The sequence below is a fragment of the Methylobacterium sp. P1-11 genome (assembly GCF_008329595.1).
Classification (GTDB): domain Bacteria; phylum Pseudomonadota; class Alphaproteobacteria; order Rhizobiales; family Beijerinckiaceae; genus Methylobacterium.
In genome coordinates this window covers 32,035-58,633 of sequence record NZ_NPKS01000030.1, presented here as the reverse complement: position 1 = coordinate 58,633, position 26,599 = coordinate 32,035, and the positions used below count along the sequence as shown (strand labels likewise).

General features: G+C 69.5%; 23 protein-coding genes. 12 read left to right on the top strand and 11 right to left on the bottom strand.

Annotated elements, in window-relative coordinates; translation table 11 throughout:
- Window positions 1–149: 149 nt before the first annotated feature.
- Window positions 150–2,582: a penicillin-binding protein 1A gene (locus CIW48_RS25105; protein ID WP_149313184.1), complete on the top strand. Its 2,433-nt coding sequence runs from the start codon at window positions 150–152 to the stop codon at window positions 2,580–2,582.
- A 532-nt stretch (window positions 2,583–3,114) separates the two neighbouring features.
- On the opposite strand, the gene purQ is transcribed toward CIW48_RS25105, so the two are convergent.
- The 5 genes from purQ to CIW48_RS25080 all read right to left on the bottom strand — a co-directional run bounded on the left by purQ (window position 3,115) and on the right by CIW48_RS25080 (window position 6,587).
- Window positions 3,115–3,795, bottom strand: a complete 681-nt coding sequence (gene purQ, locus CIW48_RS25100; protein ID WP_149313183.1) for a phosphoribosylformylglycinamidine synthase subunit PurQ — start codon at window positions 3,793–3,795, stop codon at window positions 3,115–3,117.
- Window positions 3,795–4,034: a phosphoribosylformylglycinamidine synthase subunit PurS gene (gene purS, locus CIW48_RS25095; protein WP_091782486.1), complete on the bottom strand. Its 240-nt coding sequence runs from the start codon at window positions 4,032–4,034 to the stop codon at window positions 3,795–3,797. The genes purQ and purS overlap by 1 nt, the downstream gene beginning before the upstream one ends.
- Window positions 4,035–4,211: 177 nt before the next feature.
- Window positions 4,212–4,445, bottom strand: a complete 234-nt coding sequence (locus CIW48_RS25090) for a hypothetical protein (RefSeq protein WP_149313182.1) — start codon at window positions 4,443–4,445, stop codon at window positions 4,212–4,214.
- A gap of 105 nt (window positions 4,446–4,550) precedes the next feature.
- Complete coding sequence (locus tag CIW48_RS25085) at window positions 4,551–5,150, bottom strand: ActR/PrrA/RegA family redox response regulator transcription factor (protein ID WP_091782791.1); 600 nt, start codon at window positions 5,148–5,150, stop codon at window positions 4,551–4,553.
- A gap of 45 nt (window positions 5,151–5,195) precedes the next feature.
- Window positions 5,196–6,587, bottom strand: a complete 1,392-nt coding sequence (locus CIW48_RS25080; RefSeq protein WP_091782477.1) for an ActS/PrrB/RegB family redox-sensitive histidine kinase — start codon at window positions 6,585–6,587, stop codon at window positions 5,196–5,198.
- Window positions 6,588–6,846: 259 nt separating this feature from the next.
- Between CIW48_RS25080 and phaZ the strand changes: the two genes are divergently transcribed.
- From phaZ to CIW48_RS25025, 11 genes are all read left to right on the top strand, one after another.
- Window positions 6,847–8,124 (top strand): polyhydroxyalkanoate depolymerase, encoded by a 1,278-nt coding sequence (gene phaZ / locus CIW48_RS25075; protein WP_149313202.1) that lies wholly within the window; start codon window positions 6,847–6,849, stop codon window positions 8,122–8,124.
- Between the two features lie 467 nt (window positions 8,125–8,591).
- The gene (locus CIW48_RS25070; protein ID WP_149313181.1) at window positions 8,592–10,178 is read left to right on the top strand and encodes an ABC transporter substrate-binding protein; all 1,587 of its coding nucleotides are present in this window, start codon (window positions 8,592–8,594) and stop codon (window positions 10,176–10,178) included.
- A gap of 194 nt (window positions 10,179–10,372) precedes the next feature.
- On the top strand, window positions 10,373–11,314 hold the full coding sequence (locus CIW48_RS25065; protein WP_091782462.1) for an ABC transporter permease: 942 nt from the start codon (window positions 10,373–10,375) through the stop codon (window positions 11,312–11,314).
- A 104-nt stretch (window positions 11,315–11,418) separates the two neighbouring features.
- Window positions 11,419–12,282, top strand: a complete 864-nt coding sequence (locus CIW48_RS25060) for an ABC transporter permease (RefSeq protein ID WP_173009395.1) — start codon at window positions 11,419–11,421, stop codon at window positions 12,280–12,282.
- Complete coding sequence (locus CIW48_RS25055; protein ID WP_173009392.1) at window positions 12,282–13,292, top strand: ABC transporter ATP-binding protein; 1,011 nt, start codon at window positions 12,282–12,284, stop codon at window positions 13,290–13,292. The genes CIW48_RS25060 and CIW48_RS25055 overlap by 1 nt, the downstream gene beginning before the upstream one ends.
- The gene (locus CIW48_RS25050) at window positions 13,289–14,305 is read left to right on the top strand and encodes an oligopeptide/dipeptide ABC transporter ATP-binding protein (protein WP_149313179.1); all 1,017 of its coding nucleotides are present in this window, start codon (window positions 13,289–13,291) and stop codon (window positions 14,303–14,305) included. Before CIW48_RS25055 ends, CIW48_RS25050 begins: the two co-directional genes overlap by 4 nt.
- 19 nt (window positions 14,306–14,324) lie before the next feature.
- Window positions 14,325–15,464 carry an amidohydrolase/deacetylase family metallohydrolase gene (locus CIW48_RS25045; RefSeq protein ID WP_149313178.1) on the top strand — a complete coding sequence of 380 codons (1,140 nt, stop codon included), beginning with the start codon at window positions 14,325–14,327 and terminating at the stop codon, window positions 15,462–15,464.
- Between the two features lie 157 nt (window positions 15,465–15,621).
- Window positions 15,622–16,392 (top strand): ABC transporter ATP-binding protein, encoded by a 771-nt coding sequence (locus tag CIW48_RS25040; RefSeq protein ID WP_149313177.1) that lies wholly within the window; start codon window positions 15,622–15,624, stop codon window positions 16,390–16,392.
- Window positions 16,385–17,308 (top strand): ABC transporter permease, encoded by a 924-nt coding sequence (locus CIW48_RS25035; RefSeq protein ID WP_149313176.1) that lies wholly within the window; start codon window positions 16,385–16,387, stop codon window positions 17,306–17,308. The genes CIW48_RS25040 and CIW48_RS25035 overlap by 8 nt, the downstream gene beginning before the upstream one ends.
- A gap of 219 nt (window positions 17,309–17,527) precedes the next feature.
- The gene (locus CIW48_RS25030; RefSeq protein ID WP_149313175.1) at window positions 17,528–18,616 is read left to right on the top strand and encodes a YeiH family protein; all 1,089 of its coding nucleotides are present in this window, start codon (window positions 17,528–17,530) and stop codon (window positions 18,614–18,616) included.
- Window positions 18,617–18,840: 224 nt separating this feature from the next.
- A complete protein-coding gene (locus CIW48_RS25025; protein ID WP_091782788.1) occupies window positions 18,841–19,290 on the top strand; it encodes a MucR family transcriptional regulator in 450 nt (149 codons plus the stop codon).
- Here CIW48_RS25025 and CIW48_RS25020 read toward each other — a convergent pair.
- From CIW48_RS25020 to CIW48_RS24995, 6 genes are all read right to left on the bottom strand, one after another.
- Entirely contained in the window at window positions 19,263–19,625 is a 363-nt protein-coding gene (locus CIW48_RS25020; protein WP_149313174.1) for a hypothetical protein, read from the bottom strand. The genes CIW48_RS25025 and CIW48_RS25020 overlap by 28 nt on opposite strands.
- 187 nt (window positions 19,626–19,812) lie before the next feature.
- Window positions 19,813–21,417, bottom strand: coding sequence for an ABC transporter ATP-binding protein (locus CIW48_RS25015; RefSeq protein WP_149313173.1), 1,605 nt, complete (start codon window positions 21,415–21,417; stop codon window positions 19,813–19,815).
- Between the two features lie 4 nt (window positions 21,418–21,421).
- Window positions 21,422–22,843, bottom strand: a complete 1,422-nt coding sequence (locus tag CIW48_RS25010) for a M20 family metallopeptidase (protein WP_149313172.1) — start codon at window positions 22,841–22,843, stop codon at window positions 21,422–21,424.
- Between the two features lie 61 nt (window positions 22,844–22,904).
- Window positions 22,905–23,840 (bottom strand): ABC transporter permease, encoded by a 936-nt coding sequence (locus CIW48_RS25005; RefSeq protein ID WP_149313171.1) that lies wholly within the window; start codon window positions 23,838–23,840, stop codon window positions 22,905–22,907.
- Window positions 23,841–23,853: 13 nt separating this feature from the next.
- Window positions 23,854–24,771: an ABC transporter permease gene (locus tag CIW48_RS25000; protein WP_149313170.1), complete on the bottom strand. Its 918-nt coding sequence runs from the start codon at window positions 24,769–24,771 to the stop codon at window positions 23,854–23,856.
- A gap of 224 nt (window positions 24,772–24,995) precedes the next feature.
- Complete coding sequence (locus tag CIW48_RS24995) at window positions 24,996–26,528, bottom strand: ABC transporter substrate-binding protein (RefSeq protein WP_149313169.1); 1,533 nt, start codon at window positions 26,526–26,528, stop codon at window positions 24,996–24,998.
- Window positions 26,529–26,599: the final 71 nt, after the last annotated feature.

The following is a 26,599-nucleotide window of genomic DNA, read 5'->3' as shown; positions in this document are numbered from 1 at the left end:
GTCCGACGCCCCGTCGCACGGCCGCCGAAACCGGCATTCCGAGGGGGCCTGACGGGACCGTCCGGGGGCCGACCGCATCGAGAGCGGACGCACGCGCCGGATGAGCCGATTCCGGCATTCGGCCGGGCCAGCGACGAGCGGAACACCGGATGCGTCTGATCCTTCGTTTCTTCGGGATCCTGTTCAGCGCCGCCGCGGTGCTGTTCGTGATCGGCGCGGCGGCGGGCGGTTACTTCTACTGGAAGTACAGCCAGGATCTCCCCGACCACGCCGCGCTCGCCAATTACGAGCCGCCGGTGATGACCCGCGTCCACGCGGCGGACGGTTCGCTGCTCGCCGAGTACGCCCGCGAGCGCCGGCTGTACCTGCCGATCCAGGCGATGCCGAAGATCGTCGTGGCGGCGTTCCTGTCGGCCGAGGACAAGAACTTCTACAAGCACGGCGGCATCGACCCCGAGGGGATCGTGCGCGCCTTCCTGACCAACGCCAAATCGGGCAAGCGCCAGGGCGCCTCCACCATCACCCAGCAGGTCGCCAAGAACTTCCTGCTCTCCTCCGAGCAGACCTACGACCGCAAGATCAAGGAGGCGCTGCTGGCGCTCCGGATCGAGGCGGCCTACTCGAAGGACAAGATCCTCGAACTCTACCTCAACGAGATCTTTTTGGGGACGATCGTTCCGGGCCGCAACCTGCACGGCGTAGCGGCCGCCGCGCTGGACTACTTCGGCAAGTCGGTCCACGAGCTGACCATCAACGAGGCGGCCTACCTCGCCGCCCTGCCGAAGGGGCCCAACAACTACCACCCCTACCGCAAGACCCAGGCGGCGCTGGACCGCCGCAACGAGATCATCCGCCTGATGGCGGAGAACAACTACATCACGAAGGAAGAGGCGGATTCCGCCAAGAAGATGCCGCTCGGCGTCAACCCGCGCGTCGCCTTTCCGAACGCCGCCAACGCCAACTACTTCACCGAGGAGGTCCGCCGCGAGATCTCCGAGCGCTACGGCGAGAAGAAGCTCTACGAGGGCGGCCTCTCGGTGCGCGCGACCCTGGATCCGAAGATGCAGGCTTGGGCCCGCAAGGCTCTGGTCGACGGCCTCGTGCGCTACGATCAGGCTCATGGCTGGCGCGGTCCGGTCACCAAGGTCGACCTGACCGGCCGCGACTGGGGCATGGCGGCGGCCGAGGTTCCGGCCCTCGGCGACGTGGCGCCCTGGCGTCTCGCCGTGGTGCTGGGCAATGGCGGCGGCGGCGTGCAGATCGGCCTGCAGCCCAAACGCGAGGCTTCCGGCCAGGTGGTGAAGGACCGCGAGACCGGCGTGATCACCCCCGAGGGCATGCGCTGGGCCGGCCGTGCGAACCTCCAACCCGGCGACATGGTCTATGTCGAGGCGATGGATGGCGGGCGCGGTCAGTTCCGCCTGCGCCAGAAGCCCGAGGTCTCCGGCGCCATCGTGGCCATGGACCCGAATACGGGCCGCGTGCACGCGATGGTCGGCGGCTTCTCGTACGACGAATCCGAATTCAACCGCGCCACGCAGGCGATGCGTCAGCCCGGCTCCTCGTTCAAGCCGATCGTCTACTCGGCGGCACTGGACAACGGCTACACGCCCGCCTCGATCGTGCAGGACTCGCCCATCACCATCGAGGCCGGTCCCGGCCAAGAGGCCTGGACGCCATCGAACTACGACGGCAAGTCCGGCGGCCCGCATACCCTGCGCTACGGCATCGAGCACTCGAAGAACCTGATGACGGTGCGCCTCGCCAAGGATGTCGGCATGCCGCTCATCGCCGAGTACGCCCGCCGCTTCGGCGTCTACGACGACATGCTGCCGGTGCTGCCCATGTCGCTCGGCGCGGGCGAGACCACGGTGATGCGCATGGTCACCGCCTACTCGATGCTGGCCAATGGCGGCCGCCGCATCCGGCCGACCCTGATCGACCGGATCCAGGACCGCATCGGCGAGACGATCTACCGGCACGACAACCGCAAATGCATCGGCTGCGATGCCGAGAAGTGGTCCGGCCAGGACGAGCCGAAGCTGGTGGACGATTCAGAACAGGTGCTCGACCCGCTGACCGCCTACCAAATGGTCTCGATCATGGAGGGCGTGGTCCAGCGCGGCACCGCCACGATCCTGAAGCAGATCGGCAAGCCGCTCGCCGGTAAGACCGGCACGACGAACGACGCCAAGGACGCGTGGTTCGTGGGCTTCTCGCCGGACCTCGCGGTCGGCATCTATATCGGCTTCGACAAGCCCCGGTCGCTCGGCGACCGCGCCACCGGCGGCGGGCTGGCCGCGCCGATCGCCCTCGAGTTCCTGAAGACGGCCCTGAAGGACAAGCCGCCGACGCCGTTCCGCGTGCCCCCGGGGATCAAGCTGATCCGCGTCAACCTCGCCAGCGGCACCCGCGCCGGCTCGGGCGAGGGCGCCGGCACGATCCTGGAGGCATTCAAGCCCGGAACGGCGCCGCCAGATTCCTACTCGGCCCCGTCCTCCTCCGGCGGCGGCCAGGCGGCCGCCCCCGCGGCGGTCGCGCCCGATCCCGACCGGGCCGCGCAGGCCGGCGGATTGTACTGAGGCGGACCGTCCCGCATCGCCCTGCGCCCAGCTCGCTCTCAGCCCAGGTCGGGTCCGCCCGGCCTGGGCTTTCGCGTTGCGGATCCCGATCGGGCGCGAGTCTCATGCGAGGACGGCGTTCCGAATCCGCGGCGGCGGCGCGACGGACGATTCATCTCCGTGTCGAGGCCCCGGATCGGTGATCCGCGCCGTCCTCCCGGATCCGGGCCCGCCTACCGCGCCCCGGACGGGGGGCGGATCGAGCCATCTGCTCCAGTGGGAAGTGAAACCGGCGCGGTCTCCACGCCGCGTTCCGAATCCGTGTGGCCTGCTGCAACGCGTGACCCTGCTCGTCGGCTTGGACGCGCGTCGTGCTCCGCCTCGGCATGCGTACAGAAAAAAGCCGCCCCGGAAGGAGCGGCTCGAAGAGTCATCAGGGAGGCATCAAAACAGAGCGGACGAATATGTCCAACTCGACATCCAGATCACTGGATGCCTATTTATGCCTCGAAAACCTTAATGCAGAGTTAAGGCAAGTCTTGGGGCGACGAAGTCAGGCCGCCAGACTGTCGAACAGGCCGCGCCCGTCGGTCCCGCCGATCAGGTCCTCGACGAAGTTCTCCGGGTGCGGCATCATCCCGAGGACGTTCCCGGTCTCCGACAGGACGCCCGCGATGGCGTTGAGGGAGCCGTTGCGGTTCGCCTCCACGGTGACGGCGCCGGTCGCGTCGCAGTAGCGGAAGGCGACCCGGCCCTCGCCCTCGATCCGCGCCAGGGTCTCGGGATCGGCGAAGTAATTGCCTTCCCCGTGGGCGACGCAGACGTCGATCACCTGGCCTTGGGTGTAGGCGCTGGTGAAGCGCGTGTCGGTGCGCTCGACCCGGAGCGTCTGCCGGTGGCAGATGAAACGCCGGTCGATGTTGCGCATCAGCACGCCGGGCAGCAGGCCCGATTCGCACAGGATCTGGAAGCCGTTGCAGATGCCGAGCACGAGCCCGCCGCGGGCCGCGTGGGCCCGGACCGCGTCCATGGCGGCGGCCCGGCCGGCGATGGCGCCGCAGCGCAGGTAGTCGCCGTACGAGAAGCCGCCGGGCAGAACGGCGAGGTCGGTGCCGGCGGGCAGCGCGTGGTCCGCGTGCCAGACGAGGCTCACCTGCGCGCCGGAGCGCCGCAGGGCCCGGACGACGTCCGACTCACGGTTGGAACCCGGGAAGACGACGACCGCTGCGTGCATCAGAGGATCTCGATCGCGTAATTCTCGACCACCGTGTTGGCCAGGAGCTTCTCGCAGGCCGCGCGCAAGGTCGCCTCAGCGGCGGTGCTGTCGACCGCCGACACCTCGATATCGAAGACCTTGCCCTGCCGGACGCCGTCGACGCCCTCGATGCTGAGGGACCTGAGGGCGGCCTCGATCGCCTTGCCCTGCGGGTCCAGCACACCGGTCTTCAGGGTGACGATAATACGGGCTTTCATGGATCTTCGGGTCTCACGCGTGTCCGGGACGGGAGTGTGACCTGCGACATCATCACACAGACCGTCGCCGGTCGCTTCTAGCAGGAAGGCCGCCGCGCTGTCGAACACGCCGCACGCATAGGGATCATTCCGCTGTTCGATACAACGTGAATGAAGATCTTGCCCTGGGGCGCTCGTTCAGCGATGCGCAGCCGGAGCGCGCAGCGGCTCGATACTGGTCGCCCGGCGCCAGAGCTGGAGCATGATCCAGACCGCGAACAGGCTGAACACGCCCATCAGCACATGCCCGACCCGCTCGCCGAGATCGAAGATGCCCGCGAGAGCCCAGCCCGCCGCGATGGCCACGGCGAACACTTCGGTGCCGACGAGAACCATCATGCTGATGATGGTGATGGCGTTGCGCCCGTTCACGAGATCCGCCCTCGAAAAGATTTCGGGCCCCGGACGAACCGTCCGAGACCCGCGCAGCTAGCCTACAGAGACGGGGCGATGCAACCGACCGGGTCCGGCCAGTCCTCAGCGCGGCGCGCGCTTGGCGAGGATCCGCTGCAAAGTCCGTCGATGCATGTTGAGGCGCCGGGCCGTCTCGCTGACGTTGCGGCTGCACAGCTCGTAGACGCGCTGGATGTGCTCCCAGCGAACCCGGTCGGCTGACATCGGGTTCTCCGGCGGATCCGCCCGCTCACCCGGCTGCGCCATCAGCGTGCCGTGGATCTCGTCCGCATCGGCGGGCTTGGCGAGGTAGTCGAAGGCGCCGAGCTTCACCGCGGTGACTGCGGTGGCGATGTTGCCGTAGCCGGTGAGGATCACGCCGCGGGCCTCGGGGCGGCGCTCCTTGAGGCGGGCGATCACGTCGAGGCCGTTGCCGTCCCCGAGGCGCATATCGATGACCGCGAAGGCGGGCGCGCGTGCCTCGACAGCCGAGACGCCGTCCGCGACGCTGTCGGCCACCTGCACGTGGTAGCCGCGGCTTTCCATGGCGCGGGCGAGACGTGTCGAGAAGGGCTTGTCGTCATCGACGATCAGCAGGCTGCGGTCGGAGAAGGCGGCCAGCGGATCGGCATCGTTGATCACGGCAGCGTCGGTCGCCGCCGAGGTCCCGGGCTGCGTGAGCATCCAGCACTCCATTCGAAGTTTGTCGTCGGGTTCTTGGTCTGTGCCTTATATAGGTACGGCATCGCGCGGTGGCAGGGGTGCGCGGATACTGAGTTCCGGAGAATGTCGCGGCGCTGCGCCCCGTTCGAAGATGTGGCGGGCCCAGGAGACGCGCACGATCGCCCCGTGGGCGTCCGGCGCCGCAACGTTCATCAGGGCGAGCTGTGCGCCCGAGCGCTCGATCAGGGTCTTGGCGATGAACAGACCGAGGCCGAGCCCGGCCCCCACGGTCTCGCCGGATTGCGGCCGGTCATGGCTGCGCGTCGTGACATAGGGCTCGCCCGCCCGCAGCAGCACCTCGCTGGAGAAGCCCGGCCCGTCGTCGCGGATCTCAATCCAGACCCGGTCCGGGGTCCAGCGCCCCTCCACGGAGACGCGGGCCTCGGCGAAATCCACGGCGTTGTCGAGGATGTTGGCGAGCCCGAACATCACGCCGGGATTCCGGCGGCAGGCCGGCTCCGGCCCGTCGCCCCTGCTGGTCACGTCGAGGGCTGCGCCCAGGGCCCGCTGGGGCGCCACCAGCTCCTCGACGAGGTGGCTGAACGTCACCGTCTCCAGGAAGCCGGCCCCGGCGCCGTCCCCGTCGAGGGAGGTCAATTTGCCGAGGATGCCGCGGCAGCGGTCGACCTGCTCGCGCAGGAGATTCAGATCCTCCGCCACCGCCGGGGAGGCCGTGGGACCGAGCTGGCGGATCAGCTCCTTGGTCACCACCATGATCGTGCCCAGCGGTGTGCCCAATTCATGGGCAGCCGCGGCCGCGAGCCCGTCGAGCTGCGACAGGTGCTGCTCACGGGCGAGGACCAGCTCGGTGGCGGCGAGCGCCTGGGCGAGGAGCCGGGTCTCCTCCGCCACCCGCCACGCGTAGACGCCCGTGAAGGCGGTGCCGAGCAGGATCGCGGTCCAGACGCCGGAGACGTACAGGAACGGCAGCTCGATCCGCCCGTCCGCGAACCAGGGCAGGGGCCGGTGCACCAGGGCGAGCAGGGTCGCGAGGCCCACCGCCAGGAGGCCCAGCGCCAGTGTCCGCTCGGGCGGCAGGGCGGTGGCGGAGATCAACACGGGGGCGAGGAACAGCAGCGAGAACGGGTTCTGCAGCCCGCCCGTGAGGAACAGGAGGGCCGCGAGCTGGACGATGTCGAAGGCGAGCAGCAGGGCGGCGGAATCGTCGCTGAGCCGGTAGCTCGCCGGGAAGCGGATCCGCAGGGCCAGGTTCAGCCAGGACGAGGTGGCGATGACCAGGAAGCACCAGCCGAAGGGCAGGGGCAGGCCGAGGCCGAACTGCGCGCCGACCACGGCGGCGCTCTGGCCGGTGATGGCGAGCCAGCGCAGGCGCACGAAGGTGTCGAGCCGCAGGTGTCGGGCGTCGCGACCGAGGCCGCTGAGATCGGTGTCGGGCATCAGCTGTTTCGGTGCGTCGTCGGGCGGGTCCGGCCGGCCCGGCTTCTTTCGGGTCCCCACCGCATGACGCGGAGGCGGGGATTCCGGCAAGCCGATGGGGACGAGGCGTCGCAGGCGAACGTGGTCACAGGCAAGTCGCCGCGGCTCGGGGATGTTCCGCCGACGTTCAGGGTGGAGCATTATCCTACCGATTCGGGTTGCAGGAGGTAGGAGCCGCGCGGTTCGATGCCCGCGGCCTGACCGAGACCGCGAGGTGACGATGCTGCTGGCCTATTCGATGTACGAGGGCGCCCGCGCCCTGATGGCGCCCGCCCGCGTTGCCGCCGACCTCACCCGCTACGGGCTGCAGATGCCGGGCAATCCCCTGGCCTACGGTCCCTATGCCCGCGCCGTCAGCGCCGGCTGCGAGATGTTCGAGCGCGTCACCCGTCAATACGGCAAGCCCGCCTTCGGCTTCACCGAGACCGTCGTGGACGGCAATCCGGTTCCGGTCACCGAACGGGTGGTCTGGGAGCGGCCGTTCTGCCGCCTGATCGCCTTCGACCGCGCCTTTCCGACGCCGCCCGCGGAGCCGCAGCCCAAGCTGCTGATCGTCGCACCGATGTCGGGGCACTACGCCACGCTGCTGCGCGGCACCGTGGAGGCGATGCTGCCGAACCACCGGGTGTTCATCACCGACTGGACCGATGCCCGGATGGTGCCGCTCTTCGCGGGTCAGTTCGATCTCGACGACTACATCGACTACCTGCAGGAGATCTTCGCCGTGCTCGGGCCCGATCTGCACGTCATGGCGGTGTGCCAGCCGGCGGTGCCTGTCTTCGCCGCGGTGGCGCTGATGGAGGCGGCCGACGAGCCTGCGGTGCCGACCTCCATGACCCTGATGGGCGGCCCGATCGACACCCGGTGCTCACCAACCGCGGTGAACTGCCTCGCGCAGGAGCGCGGCCAAGCCTGGTTCGAGCGCAACACGATCAGCCTCGTGCCGCCGATTTACCCGGGCGCGTGGCGCCGGGTCTATCCGGGCTTCCTGCAGCTGTCGGGCTTCATGGCGATGAATCTCGACCGCCACGTCACCGCCCATTCGGACATGTTCGACCATCTGGTGACGGGCGACGGCGATTCGGCCGAGAAGCACCGCGAGTTCTACGACGAGTACCTCGCCGTGATGGACCTGACGGCCGAGTACTACCTCCAGACCGTGCAGACCGTGTTCGTCGACCACGCCCTGCCGACGGGCCGGATGCGCCACCGGGACGTTCCGGTCGATCTCGGCGCCCTCCGCCGCTGCGCGATCCTCGCGGTCGAGGGCGAGAACGACGACATCTCCGGCGTCGGCCAGACCAAGGCGGCTCTCGACCTGACGCCGAACCTGCCCGACGGGCGCAAGGCCTACCACCTTCAGGCCGGCGTCGGCCATTACGGCGTGTTCAACGGCTCGCGCTACCGGGCGGTGATCGCGCCCCGCATCGCTGCCTTCATCCGCGCCATGCAGGCGGTGCCGGGCGCGCGGGGCGGCCACCTGCGGCAGGTGGGCTGAGACGTTCGGTCGGGCGAGATCTCGCTCCGCGCCGTCATTCCCGGGAGCGCCGCAGGCGAGCCGGGAAACCAAAGCGGCCGTCGGAGCAGGATCTTCGGGCCTCGGCGCGTTCGGATCGCGGGCCCGGCAGCGCGGTGCCGGGATGACGCGGGTTCGCGACACCGAGCCCGCACCCGCCGGGCCCTGTGGCGGCGCACAGGAAAAATCCCTCGGCGATCCTGAATACATAACGCAGTGACGGCCAAGCTGGCGCGGGGTTTGCGAGACGCGCCCCGTGAGTTCGATCCGCGCAAATACCGCCCTCATCCAAGCTGACGCCGCCCCGATACCGGCGGCCGTGCGGCCGCTTGCCCGGGCCCCATTGTCACGTCGGGGCATTGCGCCCCTGCATCAGAACCGTTCAAACTCGCCCGCAAGGTGTGGGCCGGCGCTTCGGGGCTGAGACCCGCACCGCCAGGGAGAAGACGATGGACCGCAGGACCTTCCTCAAGGGCTCGGCTGCACTCGGGCTGGCCGCACCGCAGATCGCGCGCCCAGCCTTGGCGCAGGGCGCCAAGGTGCTGCGCTTCGTGCCGCAGGCGAACCTCGCCAATTTCGATCCGATCTGGGGGACCCAATACGTGGTCCGCAACGCCGGCACCCTCGTCTGGGACATGCTCTACGGCGTCGACGCGCAGCTGAAGCCGCAGCGCCAGATGGTCGAGTCCGAGGAGGTCTCGGGCGACAAGCTGACCTGGACCTTCCGGCTGCGGCCCGGCCTCAAGTGGCACGACGGCGAGCCGGTTCTCGCCAAGGACGTGGTTGCGAGCCTCACCCGCTGGATGGCTCGGGACCCGATCGGCCTGATGATCCGAGGCATCCAGGACGACCTCACGGCGACCGACGACAAGACCGTTCAGTGGCGCCTGAAGAAGCCGTTCCCGAAGCTCCTCTACGCGCTCGGCAAGACCAATGCCCCGATGGCCCTGATGATGCCGGAGCGGATCGCCAAGACCGACCCGTTCACGCAAATCACGGAGTATGTCGGCTCGGGCCCGATGAAGTTCGTCCGCAACGAGTGGGTGCCGGGCGCCCGGGCGGTGTTCGAGACCTTCACCGACTACAAGCCCCGCGACGAGCCGAATTCCTGGCTCGCCGGCGGCAAGCGCATGCTGGTCGACCGAGTCGAGTGGGTCATCATGCCGGACCCGGCTACCGCCTCGGCGGCCTTGCAGAACGGCGAGGTCGACTGGTGGGAGAACCCGATCTCCGACCTCGTCCCGCTGCTCCGCAAGAACAGCAATCTCAACGTCGATATCGCCGACCCGCTGGGCAATGTCGGGTCGTTCCGGATGAACCACCTGCATCCGCCTTTCGACAACCCGAAGATCCGCCAGGCGGTCATGACCGCGATGAGCCAGGAGGATTACATGCGGGCGATCGTCGGCGACGACGACAGCCTGTGGAAGAAGCTGCCAGGCTTCTTCACGCCGGGAACGCCCCTCTACAGCGAGGCGGGCGGCGACAATGTCGGCAAGGGCGACATCAAGCTCGGCCAGAAGCTGCTCAAGGAAGCCGGCTACAAGGGCGAGCCGGTGGTCTGCATCGTGGCGCAGGACCAGGGGATCACCAAGGCGCAAGGCGACATCACCGCCGACCTGCTGAAGCAGATGGGCTTCAACGTCGACTTCGTCGCCACCGACTGGGGCACCACCGGCACCCGCCGGGCTTCCAAGGCGCCACCGAGCCAGGGGGGCTGGAACATGTTCCACACCTGGCACGCGGGCGCCGACTGCATCAACCCGGCGGGCTATCCGGCGGTGCGGGCGAGTGGCGACAAGGCGTGGTTCGGCTGGCCCAACATCCCGCCGGTGGAGACCGCCATCGCCGAGTGGTTCGACGCCGCCGACCCGGCCGCCGAGAAGGCTGCCATCGACAAGGTCAACGCCGCCGCCTGCGAGGGCGTGGTCTACGTCCCGACCGGGTTCTTCCTCGGCTACCAGGCGTGGCGGAAGAACGTCTCCGGCATCGTGAAGGGGCCGATCCCGTTCACCTGGGGCGTGTCGAAGGCGTGATGGGTCACGATTTGACCAAGGCCGACGGCGCGACGCGTCCCCTTTCCCGTTCGGGAGAGGGCTGGGATGAGGGGTGCGACCCCTCCGGCACATTCTCGACCCTCACCCTGTCCCTCTCCCGAACGGGAGAGGGAACCCGCGCCTCAGCCGATGACGGTTCGGGGCTCTGCAAGCCGGCACGATAGCGAGGACCCATGCTCGGCTATATCGGCAGGCGCATCCTCGCCACCATCCCGGTCATGGCGGTGGTCGGGCTGTTCGTCTTCAGCCTCCTCTACTTCGCCCCCGGCGATCCGGCGGCGATCATCGCGGGCGATCAGGCGACGCCCGACGACGTGGCGCGGATCCGCGCGACGCTCGGCCTCGACCGGCCGTTCCTGGTGCGGTTCTGGGAATGGTCCTGGCAGATCCTGCACGGGGATCTCGGCACCTCGATCTTCACCAACCTGCCGGTCACCACCATGATCGGCCAGCGGGTGCAGCCCACCGTGTCGCTGATGCTCGTCACCCTGGTCTTCGCCATCGTGGTGGCGGTGCCGCTCGGCGTCGTCGCCGCCTGGAAGGCCGGCAGCCTGATCGACCGCCTCGTGATGGGCCTCGCCGTGATGGGCTTCTCGGTGCCGGTCTTCGTGGTCGGCTACGTGCTGGCCTACGTGTTCGCCCTCGAACTCGGCTGGCTGCCCGTGCAGGGCTACACGCCGATCGAGCAGGGGTTCTGGCCCTGGCTGTCGAACCTGATCCTGCCGGCCGTGACGCTGGGCCTCGTCTACATCGCGCTGATCGCCCGGGTCACCCGGGCGACCATGCTCGACGTGCTGCAGCAGGATTACGTACGCACCGCCCGGGCCAAGGGGCTGTCGCAGGGGCCGGTCCTATTCATCCACGCGCTGAAGAACGCCGCGGTGCCGATCGTCACGGTCATCGGCATCGGCATCGCCCTGCTGATCGGCGGCGCCGTCGTGACCGAGACGGTCTTCGCGATCCCCGGTCTCGGCCGTCTCACGGTCGATGCGATCCTCCGGCGCGATTACCCCGTCATCCAGGGCGTCGTGCTGCTGTTCAGCTTCGTCTACGTGCTCGTGAACCTCGCCATCGACCTGTCCTACACCTTGCTCGACCCGAGGATCCGCTATTGACCGCGACCGCCGCGCCCTACCCCGACAGCGCCCGGCCCACGGGCCTCCCGTCCGCAGAGGCGTCCCCGAAGGCGCCGCCCCCGGGTCTCGCCGTCGCGGCGCCGCTGCCGGACGTCATCCCGGTGCGCAAGCGCCGGGGCCGGGTCTGGACCTACATGCGTCGCAACCCGACCATCGTGGTCGGCGGGCTGCTGCTCCTCATCGTGTTCCTGATGGCAGTGCTGGCGCCCTGGCTCGGCACCGTCGATCCGACCGCCCTGGCGCCGGCCAAGCGCACCCGGGTGCCGTCCGCGCAGTACTGGTTCGGCACCGACATGCTCGGCCGCGACGTGTACTCGCGGGTGGTCTACGGCGCCCGGGTCTCCCTGCTGGTCGGCTTCTCGGTGGCGTTCCTCGCCTCGATCGCGGGGCTCGCGGTCGGTCTCGTCTCCGGCATGGTGCGCTGGCTCGACGGGATCGTCATGCGGGTCGTCGACGGCATGATGTCGATCCCGCCGATCCTGCTCGCGGTGGCGCTCATGGCGCTCACCCGCGGCTCGGTCCAGAACGTGATCGTAGCGATCACCATCGCGGAGATTCCGCGCGTCGCCCGCCTCGTGCGCGGCGTGGTGCTGTCGCTGCGCGAGCAGCCCTACGTCGAGGCGGCGGTGACCACGGGCACGCGGATGCCGGCGATCATCTGGCGCCACATCCTGCCCAACACGCTGGCACCCATGACCGTGCAGGCGACCTATATCTGCGCCTCAGCGATGATCACCGAGGCGATCCTGTCGTTCATCGGCGCGGGCGTGCCGCCGTCGACGCCGTCCTGGGGCAATATCATGGCCGAGGGAAGGGCGCTCTGGCAGGTGAAGTTCTACATCATCCTGTTCCCGGCCATCTTCCTCTCGATGACGGTGCTCGCCGTGAACCTCGTCGGCGACGGCCTGCGCGACGCCCTCGACCCCCGCATGGCGAAAGACGTGTGATGAGCACAGGCGTGAGCGGCATCCCCCTCCTGTCGATCGAGAACCTGCAGGTCCATTTCCGCACCCCCGACGGGGTGAACCGGGCAGTGGACGGGGTCTCCTTCGCGATCCAGTCGGGCGAGACCCTGGCGATCGTCGGCGAATCCGGCTGCGGCAAGTCGGTGACCTCGATGTCGATCCTGCGGCTCCTGCCCGAGCCTCCGGCCCGCATCGCCGGCGCCATCAAGTTCGAGGGCAGGAACCTCCTCGACCTGCCCAACAGCACCATGCGCAAGATCCGCGGCAACGACATCAGCGTGATCTTCCAGGAGCCGATGACCAGCCTGAACCCGGTGCTGACGGTGGGCCGCCAGATCGGCGAGACCCTGCGGCTGCACCAGGGCCTTGGCCGGCGCGAGGCCGAGGAGCGGGCCGTGGAGATGCTGACGCTGGTGGGCATCCCCGAGCCGCGGCGCCGGGTGCGGGAATACCCGCACCAGCTCTCCGGCGGCATGCGCCAGCGGGTGATGATCGCCATCGCGCTCGCCTGCTCGCCGAAGCTCCTGATCGCCGACGAGCCGACCACCGCCCTCGACGTGACCATCCAGGCCCAGATCCTCGACCTGATGCGCGACCTGAAGGCCCGGGTCGGCGCCGCCATCATGCTGATCACCCACGATCTCGGCGTGGTGGCCGAGGTCGCCGACCGGGTGGTGGTGATGTATGCCGGTCGCAAGGTCGAGGAGGCGCCGGTCCGCGACCTGTTCCGGTCGCCGCGCCACCCCTACACCCGCGGCCTGATGGGGGCGGTGCCGAAGCTCGGCGCCGTCGAGCACGGCGCCGACGCGCGCCTCGCCGAAATCCCCGGCATGGTCCCGAGCCTCAAAGGCCGGATCGAGGGCTGCGTCTTCGCCGGGCGCTGCCCGGACGTCACCGACCTGTGCCGCGCCTACGCCCCGGCCCTGGAGCCGAAGGCGCCGGGCCACCTCGCCGCCTGCCACTACGCGCCGAAGGACGCCCTTGCGGCATGAGCGCCACGCCCGCACCCGCCGGCCGCACCCTGCTGGAGGTCAACGACCTCAAGAAGCATTTCTCCCTCGGCGGCGGCCTGTTCGGCCGGTCGACCCGCGTGCTCAAGGCGGTGGACGGCCTGTCCTTCACGGTGGCCCGGGGCGAGACCCTCTCGCTCGTCGGCGAGTCCGGCTGCGGCAAGTCCACCGTCGCCAAGGCGCTGATGCGCCTCTACGCGCCCACCGCGGGCCAGGTGGTGCTCGACGGGAAACGCATCGACGACCTCTCGGCCGGGGCGCTCCGGCCCCTGCGGCGCCACATCCAGATGGTGTTCCAGGACCCGTTCTCGTCGCTCAACCCGCGGATGCGGGTGCGGGCGATCCTGGCCGAGCCGATCCGCAATTTCGGCCTCGCCCGCAACGCCGCCGACCTGGAGAGCCGGCTGGCCAGCCTGATGGAGCGGGTCGGCCTGCCCCGCGAGGCGCTCGGGCGCTTTCCGCACGAGTTCTCGGGCGGGCAGCGCCAGCGCATCGGCATCGCCCGGGCGCTCGCCGCCGAGCCGGACCTGATCATCTGCGACGAGGCGGTCTCGGCCCTCGACGTCTCGGTGAAGGCGCAGATCGTCAACCTGCTGCGCGACCTGCAGCGCGAGCTCGACCTCGCGATGCTGTTCATCTCGCACGACCTCGCCATCGTCGAGCACATGACCCATCGCGTCGCGGTGATGTATCTCGGCAAGATCGTCGAGATCGGGCCGCGCCGCGACCTGTTCCTGGCGCCCAAGCACCCCTACACCCAGGCCCTGCTCTCGGCTGTGCCGATCCCAGAGCCCGGCGCCGGGCGCACCCGGATCGTGCTCAAGGGCGACGTACCGAGCCCGATCAACCCGCCCTCCGGCTGCCGCTTCCACACCCGCTGCCCGCACGCATTCGACCGCTGCCGGACCGAGGTGCCGGGGCTCGATCCCGTAGGCGCCGGCCACTTCGCCGCGTGCCATCTCAACGACACAGCCGTGCCGGCCCAGGCGGCCTGACACCCACCGGGAGCCTCCTGTGCAGCACGACCTCATCCTGAAGGGCGCGCGGGTCATCGACCCGTCGCAGAACCACGACGGGATCTGCGACGTCGCCTTCGCGGACGGCCGGGTCTCGGGCTTCGGCCGCGACCTGCCGGCCGGCCCCGCCACGCAGGTGCGCGACATGGCCGGCGCCATCGTCACGCCGGGCCTGATCGACCTGCACACCCACGTCTACTGGGGCGGCACCTCGCTCGGCATCGACGCCGACGATTTCTGCCGGACCTCCGGGGTGACCACCTCGGTCGATACCGGCAGCGCCGGCCCCGGCAATTTCGCCGGCTTCCGCAGCCACGTGATCGAGCGGTCGCAGGCGCGGATCCTCGCCTACCTGCACGTGTCCTTCGCGGGCATCTTCGGCTTCTCGAAGACAATCATGGTCGGCGAGAGCGAGGATCCGCGGCTGATGGCACCGCGTGAAGCGGTCGAGGTCGCCGACGCCAATCGGGACGTGATCGTCGGCATCAAGGTCCGGGTCGGGCGCCATGCCTCGGGCGACCAGGGCACCGCGCCCCTCGACATCGCCCTGCAGGTGGCGGAAGAGACCGGCCTGCCGCTGATGGCCCATATCGACGAGCCGCCGCCGAGCTACGAGCAGGTGCTGGCCATGCTGAGGCCCGGCGACGTGCTGACTCACGCGTTCCGGCCGTTCCCCAATTCCCCAGTGACCGCGCAGGGCGCCGTAAAGCCGGCGCTCCGCGAGGCGCGGGCTCGGGGCGTGATCTTCGACATCGGCCACGGCAAGGGCTCGTTCGCCTTCAGAACCGCGCGGGCCATGCTGGCGGGGGGCTTCCTGCCCGACACGATCTCGTCGGACGTGCACCAGCTCTGCATCGAGGGGCCGGCCTTCGACCAGGTCACCACCATGTCGAAGATGCTCTGCCTCGGCATGAGCCTCAACGAGGTCATCGCCGCCTCAACGGTGAACGCCGCCGTGGCGCTGAAGCGGATGGAGTATGGGACCCTGAAGGTCGGGGCGCTCGGCGACGCCACCGTGCTGGCGGTCCGAGACGGCGCCTTCGACTACGTCGACACGCGCGGCGAGCACATGACGGGCGCCCAGCGGATCACCGCCGAAGGCGTGGTGCTGCGCGGGGCCTGGTGGCACCCGGCCTGAACCCGCCGGGACTGGTCCACCAGGACTGTAATCCTATCGCATACAAAATATCGAGCTTTACAGCCTCTTCGACTGACCGATACACTTTCCCGTGAGGGCCGGACCATCTCCGGCGCTCAGCGAAACGCGGCCCAAGCCGCGGCGCCAGGGAGGATGGATGGACACGGGTCAGCCTCTGCTGGAGGTCGACGGCGTCACGCTCCGCTACAAGACGCCCGAGCACCTCGTCACGGCCACCTACCGGGTGAGCTTCCGGGTCTGGCCCGGGGACCGCTTCGTCCTGCTCGGGCCGTCCGGCTGCGGGAAGTCGACCCTGCTCAAGGCGGTGGGCGGCTACATGGCGCCGACCGAGGGCGAGATCCGCCTGAAAGGCCGCCCGGTCACCGAGCCCGGCCCCGACCGGATGATGGTGTTCCAGGAATTCGACCAGCTCCTGCCGTGGAAGACCGTCCGGCAGAACGTGGTCTTCGCCCTCGAGGCCTCGGGCCGGCTCAAGGGCCGCGAGGCCCTGGAGCGGGCGAACCTCTACATCGACAAGGTCAACCTGACGAAATTCGCCGACAGCTATCCCCACACCCTGTCGGGTGGCATGAAGCAGCGCGTCGCCATCGCCCGCGGCATGGCGATGGAGCCCGACATCCTGCTGATGGACGAGCCCTTCGCGGCGCTGGACGCGCTCACCCGGCGGCGCATGCAGGACGAGTTGTTGATGCTGTGGGAGGGCACGCGCTTCACCGTGCTGTTCGTCACCCACTCGATCCCCGAGGCGATCAAGGTCGGCTCGCGCATCCTGCTGCTCTCGCCCCATCCCGGCGAGGTGAAGGCCGAGCTCAACAGTGCCGAATCCCCGGAGGCCGCGCTGCAACTCGAGGGCCGGATCCAGCACATGCTGTTCTCGGAAGAGATCCAGGAGGCGGAGAATGTCTAGCGCGCAAGCCCTGACTGGCGCCCCGCTGTCCGGCACCGCGCTGCGCCTGTCGCATGGGCAGGCCAGCCGCCCCGAGATCGTGCGCGAAACCGGCCACGCCCACGGCGCCGCCGTGGTGGAGAAGCCGCTGTCGATCCCTGAGCGGCTCTACAACCAGGCTTGGCTGCGCAAGATCGTGATCCTCGTCCTCCTGGCCGGAATCTGGGAGGCTTACGGGCGCTACCTCGACAACGACCTGCTGTTCCCGACTTTCTCGGCGACGGTGGAGGCCTTCTTCCGGGGCATCGCCGACGGCACGTTGCCGGCCCGGGCCTGGAGTTCGCTGAAGGTGCTTCTCATGGGCTACGCCGCCGGCGTCGCCCTGGCGACCGTGCTCACCGGCGTCGCAATCGCGTCGCGGATCGGGACCGACCTGCTCGAGACGCTGACGTCGATGTTCAACCCGCTGCCGGCGATCGCGCTGCTGCCCCTGGCGCTGATCTGGTTCGGCCTGGGCAACGGCAGCCTGATCTTCGTCCTCGTCCACTCGGTGACCTGGGCGATCGCGCTGAACACCCATTCGGGCTTCCTGTCGGTGAGCCGGACGCTGAAGATGGTCGGGCGCAATTATGGGCTGTCGGGACCGCGGCTGATCGGCAAGATCCTGATCCCGGCGGCCTTTCCCGCGATCCTCACCGGCCTGAAGGTCGGCTGGGCCTTCGCGTGGCGCACCCTGATCGCCGCCGAGCTGGTCTTCGGCGTGTCGTCCGGGGCGGGAGGACTCGGCTGGTTCATCTTTGAGAACAAGAACATGCTCGACATCCCGAACGTGTTCGCCGGGCTGCTCACCGTCATCCTGATCGGTCTCGTCGTCGAGAACGTGATCTTCCAGACGGTCGAGCGGCGCACCGTCCAGCGCTGGGGCATGCAGGCCTGAGGGTCGGTAGGCGGGCTGCGCACCCACCCGCCCTCGTCCACGCCGGAGCGGCGCAATCCGCCAGCCCTTGGTGCGCAGGCCGGGCCGCCGCAACCCGATGCGAGCGGAGACGTCTCTTCTCGTCTAACGCTCGAATAGAGAATCATCTTCTCTTTCGTTCGGATGCGGCAACCGTTTTCTTCCTATAGGCTCCGTCGCCGACCTTCGGAGCCCAATCCTGTGAGCCTTGAAGCCTCTTCCAAGACGGCCCCGACGCCGCTGCGCCCCGAGCGGGGCGGCCGATCGGAGACGGCCGCCTCGGTCCTGCCCGGAATCGGCCTGTGCGCGGTGATCACCGCCGTCGCGATGGCCGCTCAGGCGTTGGAGGAGCGGGTCGCCGGCCACCCCTATATCGAGGCCCTGGTCCTGGCGATCCTGATCGGCATCGCGGTGCGGACCGCCTGGACACCTCCCGCGCGGTTCCGCACCGGCGTCGCCTTCTCGGCCAAGCAGCTCCTCGAAGTCGCCGTCGTGCTGCTCGGCGCCTCCCTCAGCCTCGGGGCGATCCTCGCCTCCGGCCCGGCGCTGCTGGCCGGCATCGTCGGGACTGTGGTGCTCGGCATCACCGCCAGCGTGGCGATCTGCCGGGCGCTCGGGCTTCCGGCCCGGATGGCGATCCTCGTGGCCTGCGGCAACGCGATCTGCGGCAACTCGGCGATCGCGGCGGTGGCGCCGGTGATCGGCGCGGAGGCGAAGGACATTGCCGCCGCCATCGCGTTCACCGCCGTGCTCGGTGTGCTGATGGTGCTCGGGCTGCCGCTGTTCGTGCCCGTCGCCGGGTTGAGCGACAACCAGTACGGGGTTCTGGCGGGGCTCACAGTCTACGCGGTGCCGCAGGTGCTGGCCGCGACCGTGCCGGTGAGTTTGCTGTCGACCCAGGTCGGCACCCTGGTCAAGCTGGTGCGCGTGCTGATGCTCGGCCCCGTCGTGGTGGTGTTCTCGCTGATCGCCCCTCGGCTTCCGCAGGCGGCGGGAGCGCCGACGGCACCCGCCCGTCCGGGGCTCACCAAGCTGGTGCCCTGGTTCATCCTCGGCTTCCTGGCGCTGGCCACCCTCCGCTCCCTGGGCCTCGTCCCGGATCAGGCGGTGAAGCCGCTGACCCAGCTCGCCGGCGTGCTCACGGTCCTGTCCATGGCCGCCCTCGGCCTCGGGGTCGATGTCCGGGTCCTCGCCCGGGTCGGCGGCCGGGTCACCCTCGCGGTCACCGCCTCCCTCGCGGTCCTGATCGCCCTCAGTCTCACGCTGATCCGCGCCCTCGGGATCGGGTGACGCCGCGCGGTATTTCCCGCCGCGCTTGCTTTCGAGTCCTGTAACCGACATCGAATCGGCACCTTTGTGCAGGTGACGAAGCCTTTCGCGACGGCGATCTGGCCCTTCCGCACCGAAAAGCGCTTTGGATGATCGACCAGCTGTCAAGACCGTCTTGACACATACGCGGTTTTTGCTTTGGAACCGCAGGCATCGTTGTCGAAAGCTTTGTGTGGACTCACGCTGTGCCCGAAAAGAATCCCGAGAACGGCCTCAGGTTGGTTACGCTGGTCGGCGAGATCGTCGCCGCCTATGTCTCGAACAATTCCGTTCCGCCGACGGCGCTGCCCGAGCTGATGGCGAGCGTGCACGGAGCCCTGGCCACCCTCGATGGGCAGCCGGTGGCTGCCGCCGAGCCGGCCGTGGAGCGGCCGACACCGGCCCAGATCCGCAAATCGGTCCAGGAGGACGGGATCGTCAGCTTCATCGACGGCCGGACCTACAAGACCCTGAAGCGCCACCTCACCGCCCACGGGCTCACGCCGGACCGATACCGCGAGCGCTACGGCCTGCCAGACGATTACCCGATGACCGCGCCGGGCTACGCCGCGCAGCGCTCCGCCCTCGCGAAGGCGATCGGCCTCGGCGTGCCCGGAGGACGTGTCGATCAGCGCAGGACGGGCACCGGCGGCTGATCGGCGGCGCGGCGCAGGGCCGATCGCGGCACGGTCTCGCCCTTGCGAGACTGGAACGGCAACACCTGCGCGGAGCCCGGTGCCGACCGGCCGAGTTCAGTGCGGCCCGGACGGCCGAACGTGTCGGCCCAGCTCAGCTTGATCACGCGGGTCTCCGGAGCCGCGGATGCAGGTTCCTCCGCGGGCTCTCCTGCATGTTTCGGTGCTTTGTGGTTGGCGGCACCGATCCAGCGCACGATCCGGTGTTCGCGCCCGCGGCGGAGCGCCGGCGGCAAGTCCGTCTCGCCGCGCTTGCGGTTCGGCCGGATGTCGTCGGTCTTGTCTGAGATCGACACGCTCGATAACCCTGTCCCGTTCGAGGCGCGAGCGGGGACGGATAGCGGGTGCAGCCGTGGATCCGCCGGGGTGCTCCACCCTCGACAACGGCGCTATCCTACTGAGCTTGCAGGATCCCGACAGGGCGGTCCCGTCCAAAAAACTTGTCTCTGCGTCCCAGATTGGCCCGTTTAGGGCCGGTGCGGCTCAGGATGCGTGCGCACCCGGCACCGCTGCGAGGAGGCTGCGGGTGTAGGCGTGCTGCGGCGCGGCGAACAGGTCCGCGGTGCCCCGCATCTCCACGATGGCGCCACGGTGCATCACGGCGATCCGGTCGCAGATCGTGGCGGCCACCCGCAGGTCGTGGGTGATGAACAGCATGGCCAGCGACAGGCGCTGCTTCAGGTCCTCCAGCAGGTCCAGAACCTGCCGCTGCACCGAGACGTCCAGCGCCGAGACCGCCTCGTCGGCGACCAGCACGTCGGGCTCCATGGCGAGCGCCCGGGCGATGCCGATGCGCTGGCGCTGCCCGCCCGAGAAGGCGTTCGGGTAGCGGGCGGCGGCCTTGGGATCGAGGCCGACGAGGTCGAGGAGGCTGCGCGCCCGTTCCCGCGCCTCGGCGGCCGGGACCCCGTGGGCGATCGGGCCCGCCGTGATGATCTGCTCCACGGTGCGCCGCGGGTTCAGCGACGCGAACGGGTCTTGGAAGATCATCTGGATGCGGCTGCGCTTGTCGCGCAGGGCCGTCTTGCCGAGGGCCGTGTAGTCGAGGTCCCCGAGCCGGACCGTGCCGCCGTCGGGCTCGATCAGGCGGATCGCGAGCCGCGCGGTGGTCGACTTCCCCGAGCCGGATTCGCCCACGATCCCCAGGGTCTCGCCGCGGCGGACGTCGAACGAGACCTCTTTGACCGCCGCCACGACCCGCGGCTTGCCGAACAGGCCGGAGCGTCCGGAATAGGTCTTGGACAGCCCGGTCACCGAGAGGGCGACCGGGGCCGCCGCCAGGGCCGCGCGCGGCGGCGGCGTCAGGCTCGGGACGGCGGCGAGCAGCGCCTTGGTGTAGGGCGCCTGGGGGTCGCGCAGCACCGCCTCGGCGGGGCCGGATTCCACGAGCCGCCCGCGCTGGAGCACCGCCACGTGGTCGGCGATCTCCGCCACCACGCCGAAATCGTGGGTGATGAACAGGACGCTCATCCCGCGCTTCTGCTGCAGGTCGCGGATCAGCCGGAGGATCTGGGCCTGGGTGGTAACGTCGAGCGCCGTGGTCGGCTCGTCGGCGACCAGCACCGAGGGCTCCAGCGCCAGCGCCATGGCGATCATCGCCCGCTGCCGCTGGCCACCGGAGAGCTGGTGCGGGTAGGCCCGCACCGCCTCCTCGGGGTTCGGCAGGCCGACCTCGGCGGCGAGCGCCACCGCCCGGGCCCAGCGCTCGCTCCGGCTGAGCAGGTTGTGCGCCTCGAACATCTCGGCGATCTGGTCGCCGATCCGCATCACCGGGTTCAGCGCCGTCATCGGCTCCTGGAACACCATGGCGATGCGCCGGCCGCGCAGGGACCGCCACGCGGGCTCGTCGAGGGCCAGGAGGTCCCGGCCCTCGAACAGGATCGTGCCGGCCGTCGGCTTCAGCGCCCGCGGCAGGAGGCCGGTCAGCGCGTAGGCGCTCATCGACTTGCCGGAGCCCGATTCCCCGACGACGCACAGGATCTTCCCGGCCTCAAGGTCGAGGTTCAGGCCCTCGACCGCGTGCGGGCGGTCGGCGCCCTTGGGGAGCGCGATCGTCAGATCGCGGATGCGGACGACCGGCTCGCTCATCGTGTCAGGCCCTCGCGGTGCGGCGGCGGAGGATGTCGGGTCCGGCCTCGGCCAGATCCCAGAACAGGCCGGCCATGATCGCCATCCCCTCGCGGGTGCCGGAGGCCAGCATGTGCTCGTCGGGCCCGTGCTGGCGGCAGGCCGGGTAGGAATGCGGTACCCAGAGGGTCGGCAACCCTAGGATCTCCGAGAAGGCGTCGTTCGGCAGCGAGCCGCCGAGATTGGGCAGCAGCGCCGGCTTTTTGCCGGAACTCGCCTCGATCGATCCTAGCGCCCACTCCACCCAGGGATCCTCCACCGGCAGACGCGTCGCCTGAAACACCTCCGCGGCGCGGGCCGGCCTGACCTCGATCATCGGGAAGCCGTGCGCGTCGAGATGGGCACGGACGTTCGCGATCAGGTTCTGCCAGTCGGTGCCGACCACGAAGCGCAGCTGCAGGGTCGCCTTGGCGTGGGGCGGGACGGCGTTGAGCGGCCCGTCCGGGTCGCCGGTCTTGAAGGCCAGCACCTCGAGCGTGTTCCAGGCGAAGACCCGCTCGGCCGGACTCAGGCCCGGCTCGCCCCAGTCGGAATCGATCTTGGGCGCGGTCGGGTCCTCGCCGACGCGGATGTCGGCGAGCGCCGCGCGCACGCCCTCGGGGATCGGCGGCGGCCGCAGGGCCTCGACCAGGATGGCGCCGCGGGCGTCGACCATCGAGGCTATGGCCGAGGCCAGCACCGTGCCGGGGTTGCGCAGCAGGCCGCCCCAGTTGCCGGAATGGTGCGGGCCCTCGCGCAGGTTGAGGCTCAGCTCGAAATTGTAGGCGCCGCGGGAGCCCAGGAAGAGGGTCGGGCGCTCGCCGTTGAGGCGGGGGCCGTCCGAGGCGATCAGCACGTCGGACCGGAGGGTCTCGGCCTGCTCCCGGCAGAACGGCCGCAAGCCCGGGGAGCCCGATTCCTCGCCCATCTCGATCAGGAGCTTCACGTTGAAGCCGAGCCGCCCGTCGCGGGCCGCGATCACCTGCTCCAGGGCGGCGAGGTTGAGGACGTGCTGACCCTTGTTGTCGGCGGTGCCGCGCCCGTACCAGCGGTCGCCCTCGACCACGATCTCCCAGGGGCCGAGGCCTTCCCGCCACTGCTCGGGATAGCCCCGCACCGTGTCGCCGTGGCCGTAGATCAGCACGGTCGGCAGGTCCGCGCCCTCGCGCCGCTCGGCGACCAGGAACGGGCCGTGCACCCCGTCCGGGTTGGGGAAGATCTTCGGGGTCTCGAAGCCGAGGCGGGCGACGAGCGGCGCGATGAAGGCGTCGAGATAGGCGTGCAAGGCCGCCTCCTGGCCGGGGGCCTGGCTCTCGGTGGGCATCGCCACCGCCTCCCGCAGGAGGGCGAGGAACGCGCCCGAATCGAAGGCGTCCGTGGCGCGCGCGATGGCGGCGTCTCGCGTCATGGTGTGTTTCCCGTGAAACATTTCGTTAACGTACCGGCTACGCCCCGGCCCGGCGGAGCCGTCAGTTGCGCGCCTCGGGGGCGGTGATGTCGCGCAGGCCGTCCCCTAAGAGGTTGATCGCCAGCACCAGCAGGAGGAGCGCCACGCCCGGAATGGTGATCACCCAGGGTTGGAAGAACATGTACTGCTTGCCCTCGGCGATCATCAGGCCCCAGGAGGGCAGGGGCGGCTGGACGCCGAGGCCGAGGAACGACAGGGCGGCCTCTAGAAGGATCGCGTGGGCCATCTCCAGGGTCGCCACGACGATCAGCGCGTTCATGATGTTGGGCAGGATCTCCTGGCGGATGATCCGCAGGTCCGTGAGTCCCGCGGCGCGGGCGGCCGAGACGAAATCCTGGTTGCGGATCTGCTGGGTTGCGGCCCGCGTCACCACGGCGAAGCGGTCCCAGAGCAGGAAGCCCAGCACGAGCACCACCACCTTGAGAGAGCCGCCGACCAGCGCCGCCATGGCGAGCGCCACCAGCACCACCGGCATGGCGAGCCGCGTGGTCACCACGTAGCTGACCACCGAATCGACCCAGCCGCCGAAATAGCCGGCGCACAATCCCAGCGCCGTGCCGATCACCCCGGAGATCAGCGCCGCCGAGATCCCGATCAGGAGGGAAATCTGGCCGCCGTAGAGGAGGCGGCTCAGGTAGTCGCGGCCGAGCTTGTCGGTGCCGAGCACGTGCTCCCAGGTGCCCTTGGCCTGCCAGATCGGCGGGATCAGGCGGCGGGAGACGTCTTGCGCGTAGGGGTCGTGCGGCGCGATGAGCGGGGCGGCGAGCGCCGCCAGCACGATCAGCCCGAGGATCCCGGCCCCGATCAGGAAGCCGGTGTGGCGCAGGCCCCGCCGCAGGATCAGGCGGGTGGGGGAGGGCACCGCCGCCAGCGCGACCGGCGCATCGGGGGGCAGGGCGGAGGCGGCGAGCGCCGCCGTGTCGGGTGGGAGGCTCATGGGCGGCAGCTCCTCACGATTGGCGCAGGCGCGGATCGAGGAAGGCGTTCAAGAGGTCGGCCGCCAGGGTCAGGCCGATGTAGATCATGGCGAGCACCAGCACGATCGCCTGGACGACGGGGAAGTCGTTGCGGGCGATGGATTCCCAGGCGAGCTGCCCGAGGCCCTGGAGCGAGAACACCGCCTCGATGACGATCGAGCCGCCGAGCATGAAGCCGAACTGCACCGCCGACAGGGCGATCACCGGGATCACGGCGTTGCGCAGGGCGTGCCGCACCAGGATCTTGCGGGGCGGCAGCCCCTTGGCGCGGGCGGTGCGGACGTAATCGGAGGCCAGCACCTCCAGCATGCCGTTGCGGGTGAGCCGCATCACCGCCGGCATCGCGTAGTAGCCGAGCGCCACCGCGGGCAGGACGAAGTTCTTCCACGTGGCGTTGCCCGAGACCGGCAGCCAGCGGAGATTGACGGAGAAGATCAGGATCAGCGTCAGGCCGAACCAGAAGCTCGGCATCGCTTGGCCGAGCACCGAGACGGCGAGCGCCGTCCGGTCGATCCAGGTGTCCCGCTTCACCGCGGCGACGACGCCGAGCGGGATCGCCACGAACAGGGCCACGCCGAGCGCGATGATGCCGAGATAGAGGGTGATCGGCAGGCGGGCGGCCAGCAGGTCGATCACGCTCTCGCGGAAATAGAACGAGTTGCCGAAGTCGAGGTGCAAAGCCCGCCAGCCCCAGGTGAGGAACTGGGTCAGCAGCGGCTGGTCCAGGCCGTAATCCTGGCGGATCTGCGCGATCTGCGGTCCGGTGGCCTCCGGCCCGGCGATGGCGGTGGCGAGGTCGCCCGAGAGGTGGAGGAGCAGGAAGCTCGCCACCGAGACCGTGAAGGCCACCGCCAGGGCGACCAGCACGCGCCGGAACGTGAAGGCCAGCATGGCTCAGGCTCCTGCCGTTTCCCGTCGGTCGCGCCGGATCGGGACGGACCGCGCTCTCCTCCCCCGGCGATCCCGGGCTTGCCCGGGATCGCTCAAGCTTGTGGGGAGGGGCCGGAGGTGGGGGTGGTTCAGGATCGAGCGCTGCGGTGCCGTCTGCACCACCCCCACCCCTGGCCCCTCCCCACAAGGGGGAGGGGAAAAGCGTTGAGCCTTCATCGACATCGTCACTTCCACGACGCCGCGTAGAAGCGCGCCACCTCGTCGGGCTGGGCGGTGAAGTTCAGGTCGGACGTGAAGGCGTAGTTCGTCGAGTAGGAGAACATCGGCAGCGCATAGGCTTCGCCGGCGATCCGCTGGAGCGCCTTGGCGTAGGCGGCCTTGCGCGTTTCCGGATCGGTGGAGCCGTCGCCCTTCTGAAGATCGGCGATCACCTGCGGATCCTTGGTCAGATCCTCCTCGCCGCCGCGGAAATACACCCCGTCGAAGGCCGAGACGTCGAGCACCGAGAACGACCCCCAGGTCTGGTAGCCGATCGAAGTCTTGCCGGCCCGCAGCGCGTCGCGGAACGCCGCGTAGCGCAGGTAGTTGAGCCGCGCCTTGATGCCGACGGCGCCGAGATAGCCGATCACCGCCTCCGCGTAGTCCCGCTCGCGATAGGCGCCGAGGTCGATCTCGAACCCGTTCGGATAGCCGGCCTCCTTGAGCAGTGCCTTGGCCTTGGCCGGGTCGTAGGCGTAGCGCGGCACGCCCTCGTCGGTGCAGCCGAACTGGTCGACGAAGCAGAGCGCGTTCATCACCCGCGAGGCGCCGCGCACGAGGTTGTCGACCATCGCCTTGCGGTCGATGGCGTAGCTGATCGCCTGCCGGACGCGGACGTCCTTGAGGGGCGAGTTCTCCTTCGCCCGGCCGAGCGTGTCGAATTGCAGGAAGCCGACCCGCATCGTCTCGGAGTTGAGCACAGTGACGTTGGGCGCGGCGCGCAACTGCTCGGCCTGATCGCTCGGCACCCGCCAGATCCAGTCGACGCCGCCGGTCATCAGCTCGGCCATCCGGCTCTCGCCGTCCGGGATGACGCGGAACTGCAGCTTGCCGATCTTCGGCTTACCCAGCGGGCTGCCCGACCAGTACTTGTCGAAGCGCTCCATGCTGACGCCGCGGCCGCTGTCGACCTTGGTGATCCGGTAGGGGCCACTGCCGATCGGCGCCTTGGCGAAGCCGTCGAGCCCCACCTTCTTGAAGTAGGCAGCCGGGAAGATCGGCGTCGGGCCGGCGAGATATTCGAGCGCCGCCGGGAACGGCGCCTTGAGGTGGATGCGCACGCTGTGCGGGCCGGTCACCTCGACTGACTTCATCCAGTCGACGTTCTGGCGGGTGACCGTGCGCGCCTCAGGCGTCAGCACGTAGTTGAACGTGAAGGCCACGTCCTCGGGCCCAAGCGGGTCGCCGTTGTGGAAGGTCACGCCCTCGCGGATCGTGAGATCCAGGGTCGTGTCGTCCACCCAGGTCCAGGCGGTTGCCAGCATCGGCTTGTAGGAGCCGTCCTTGGAGTCGCGATACAGCAGTGTGTCCCAGCAGTTCCGGGCCAGGATCACGCCCTCGCGTGCGCTGTTGTGATACGGGCTGACGTTCTCCGGTTCGCTGTCCGATGCGTAGACCAGGGTGTCGTCGGCCTTGCCGGCGAGCGCCGGGTGCGCGGCGACCAGCGTCGCGAGCGAGGCGGCCAAGGTGGCGGCCCGGGTGAGACTCCGTAGCGGCATGCAGGCTCCGACGGCGCGGCGAACAGGTCCGGCGGATGGTTCCGCGGCTGCCGCCTTTTTCACCCTGCCAT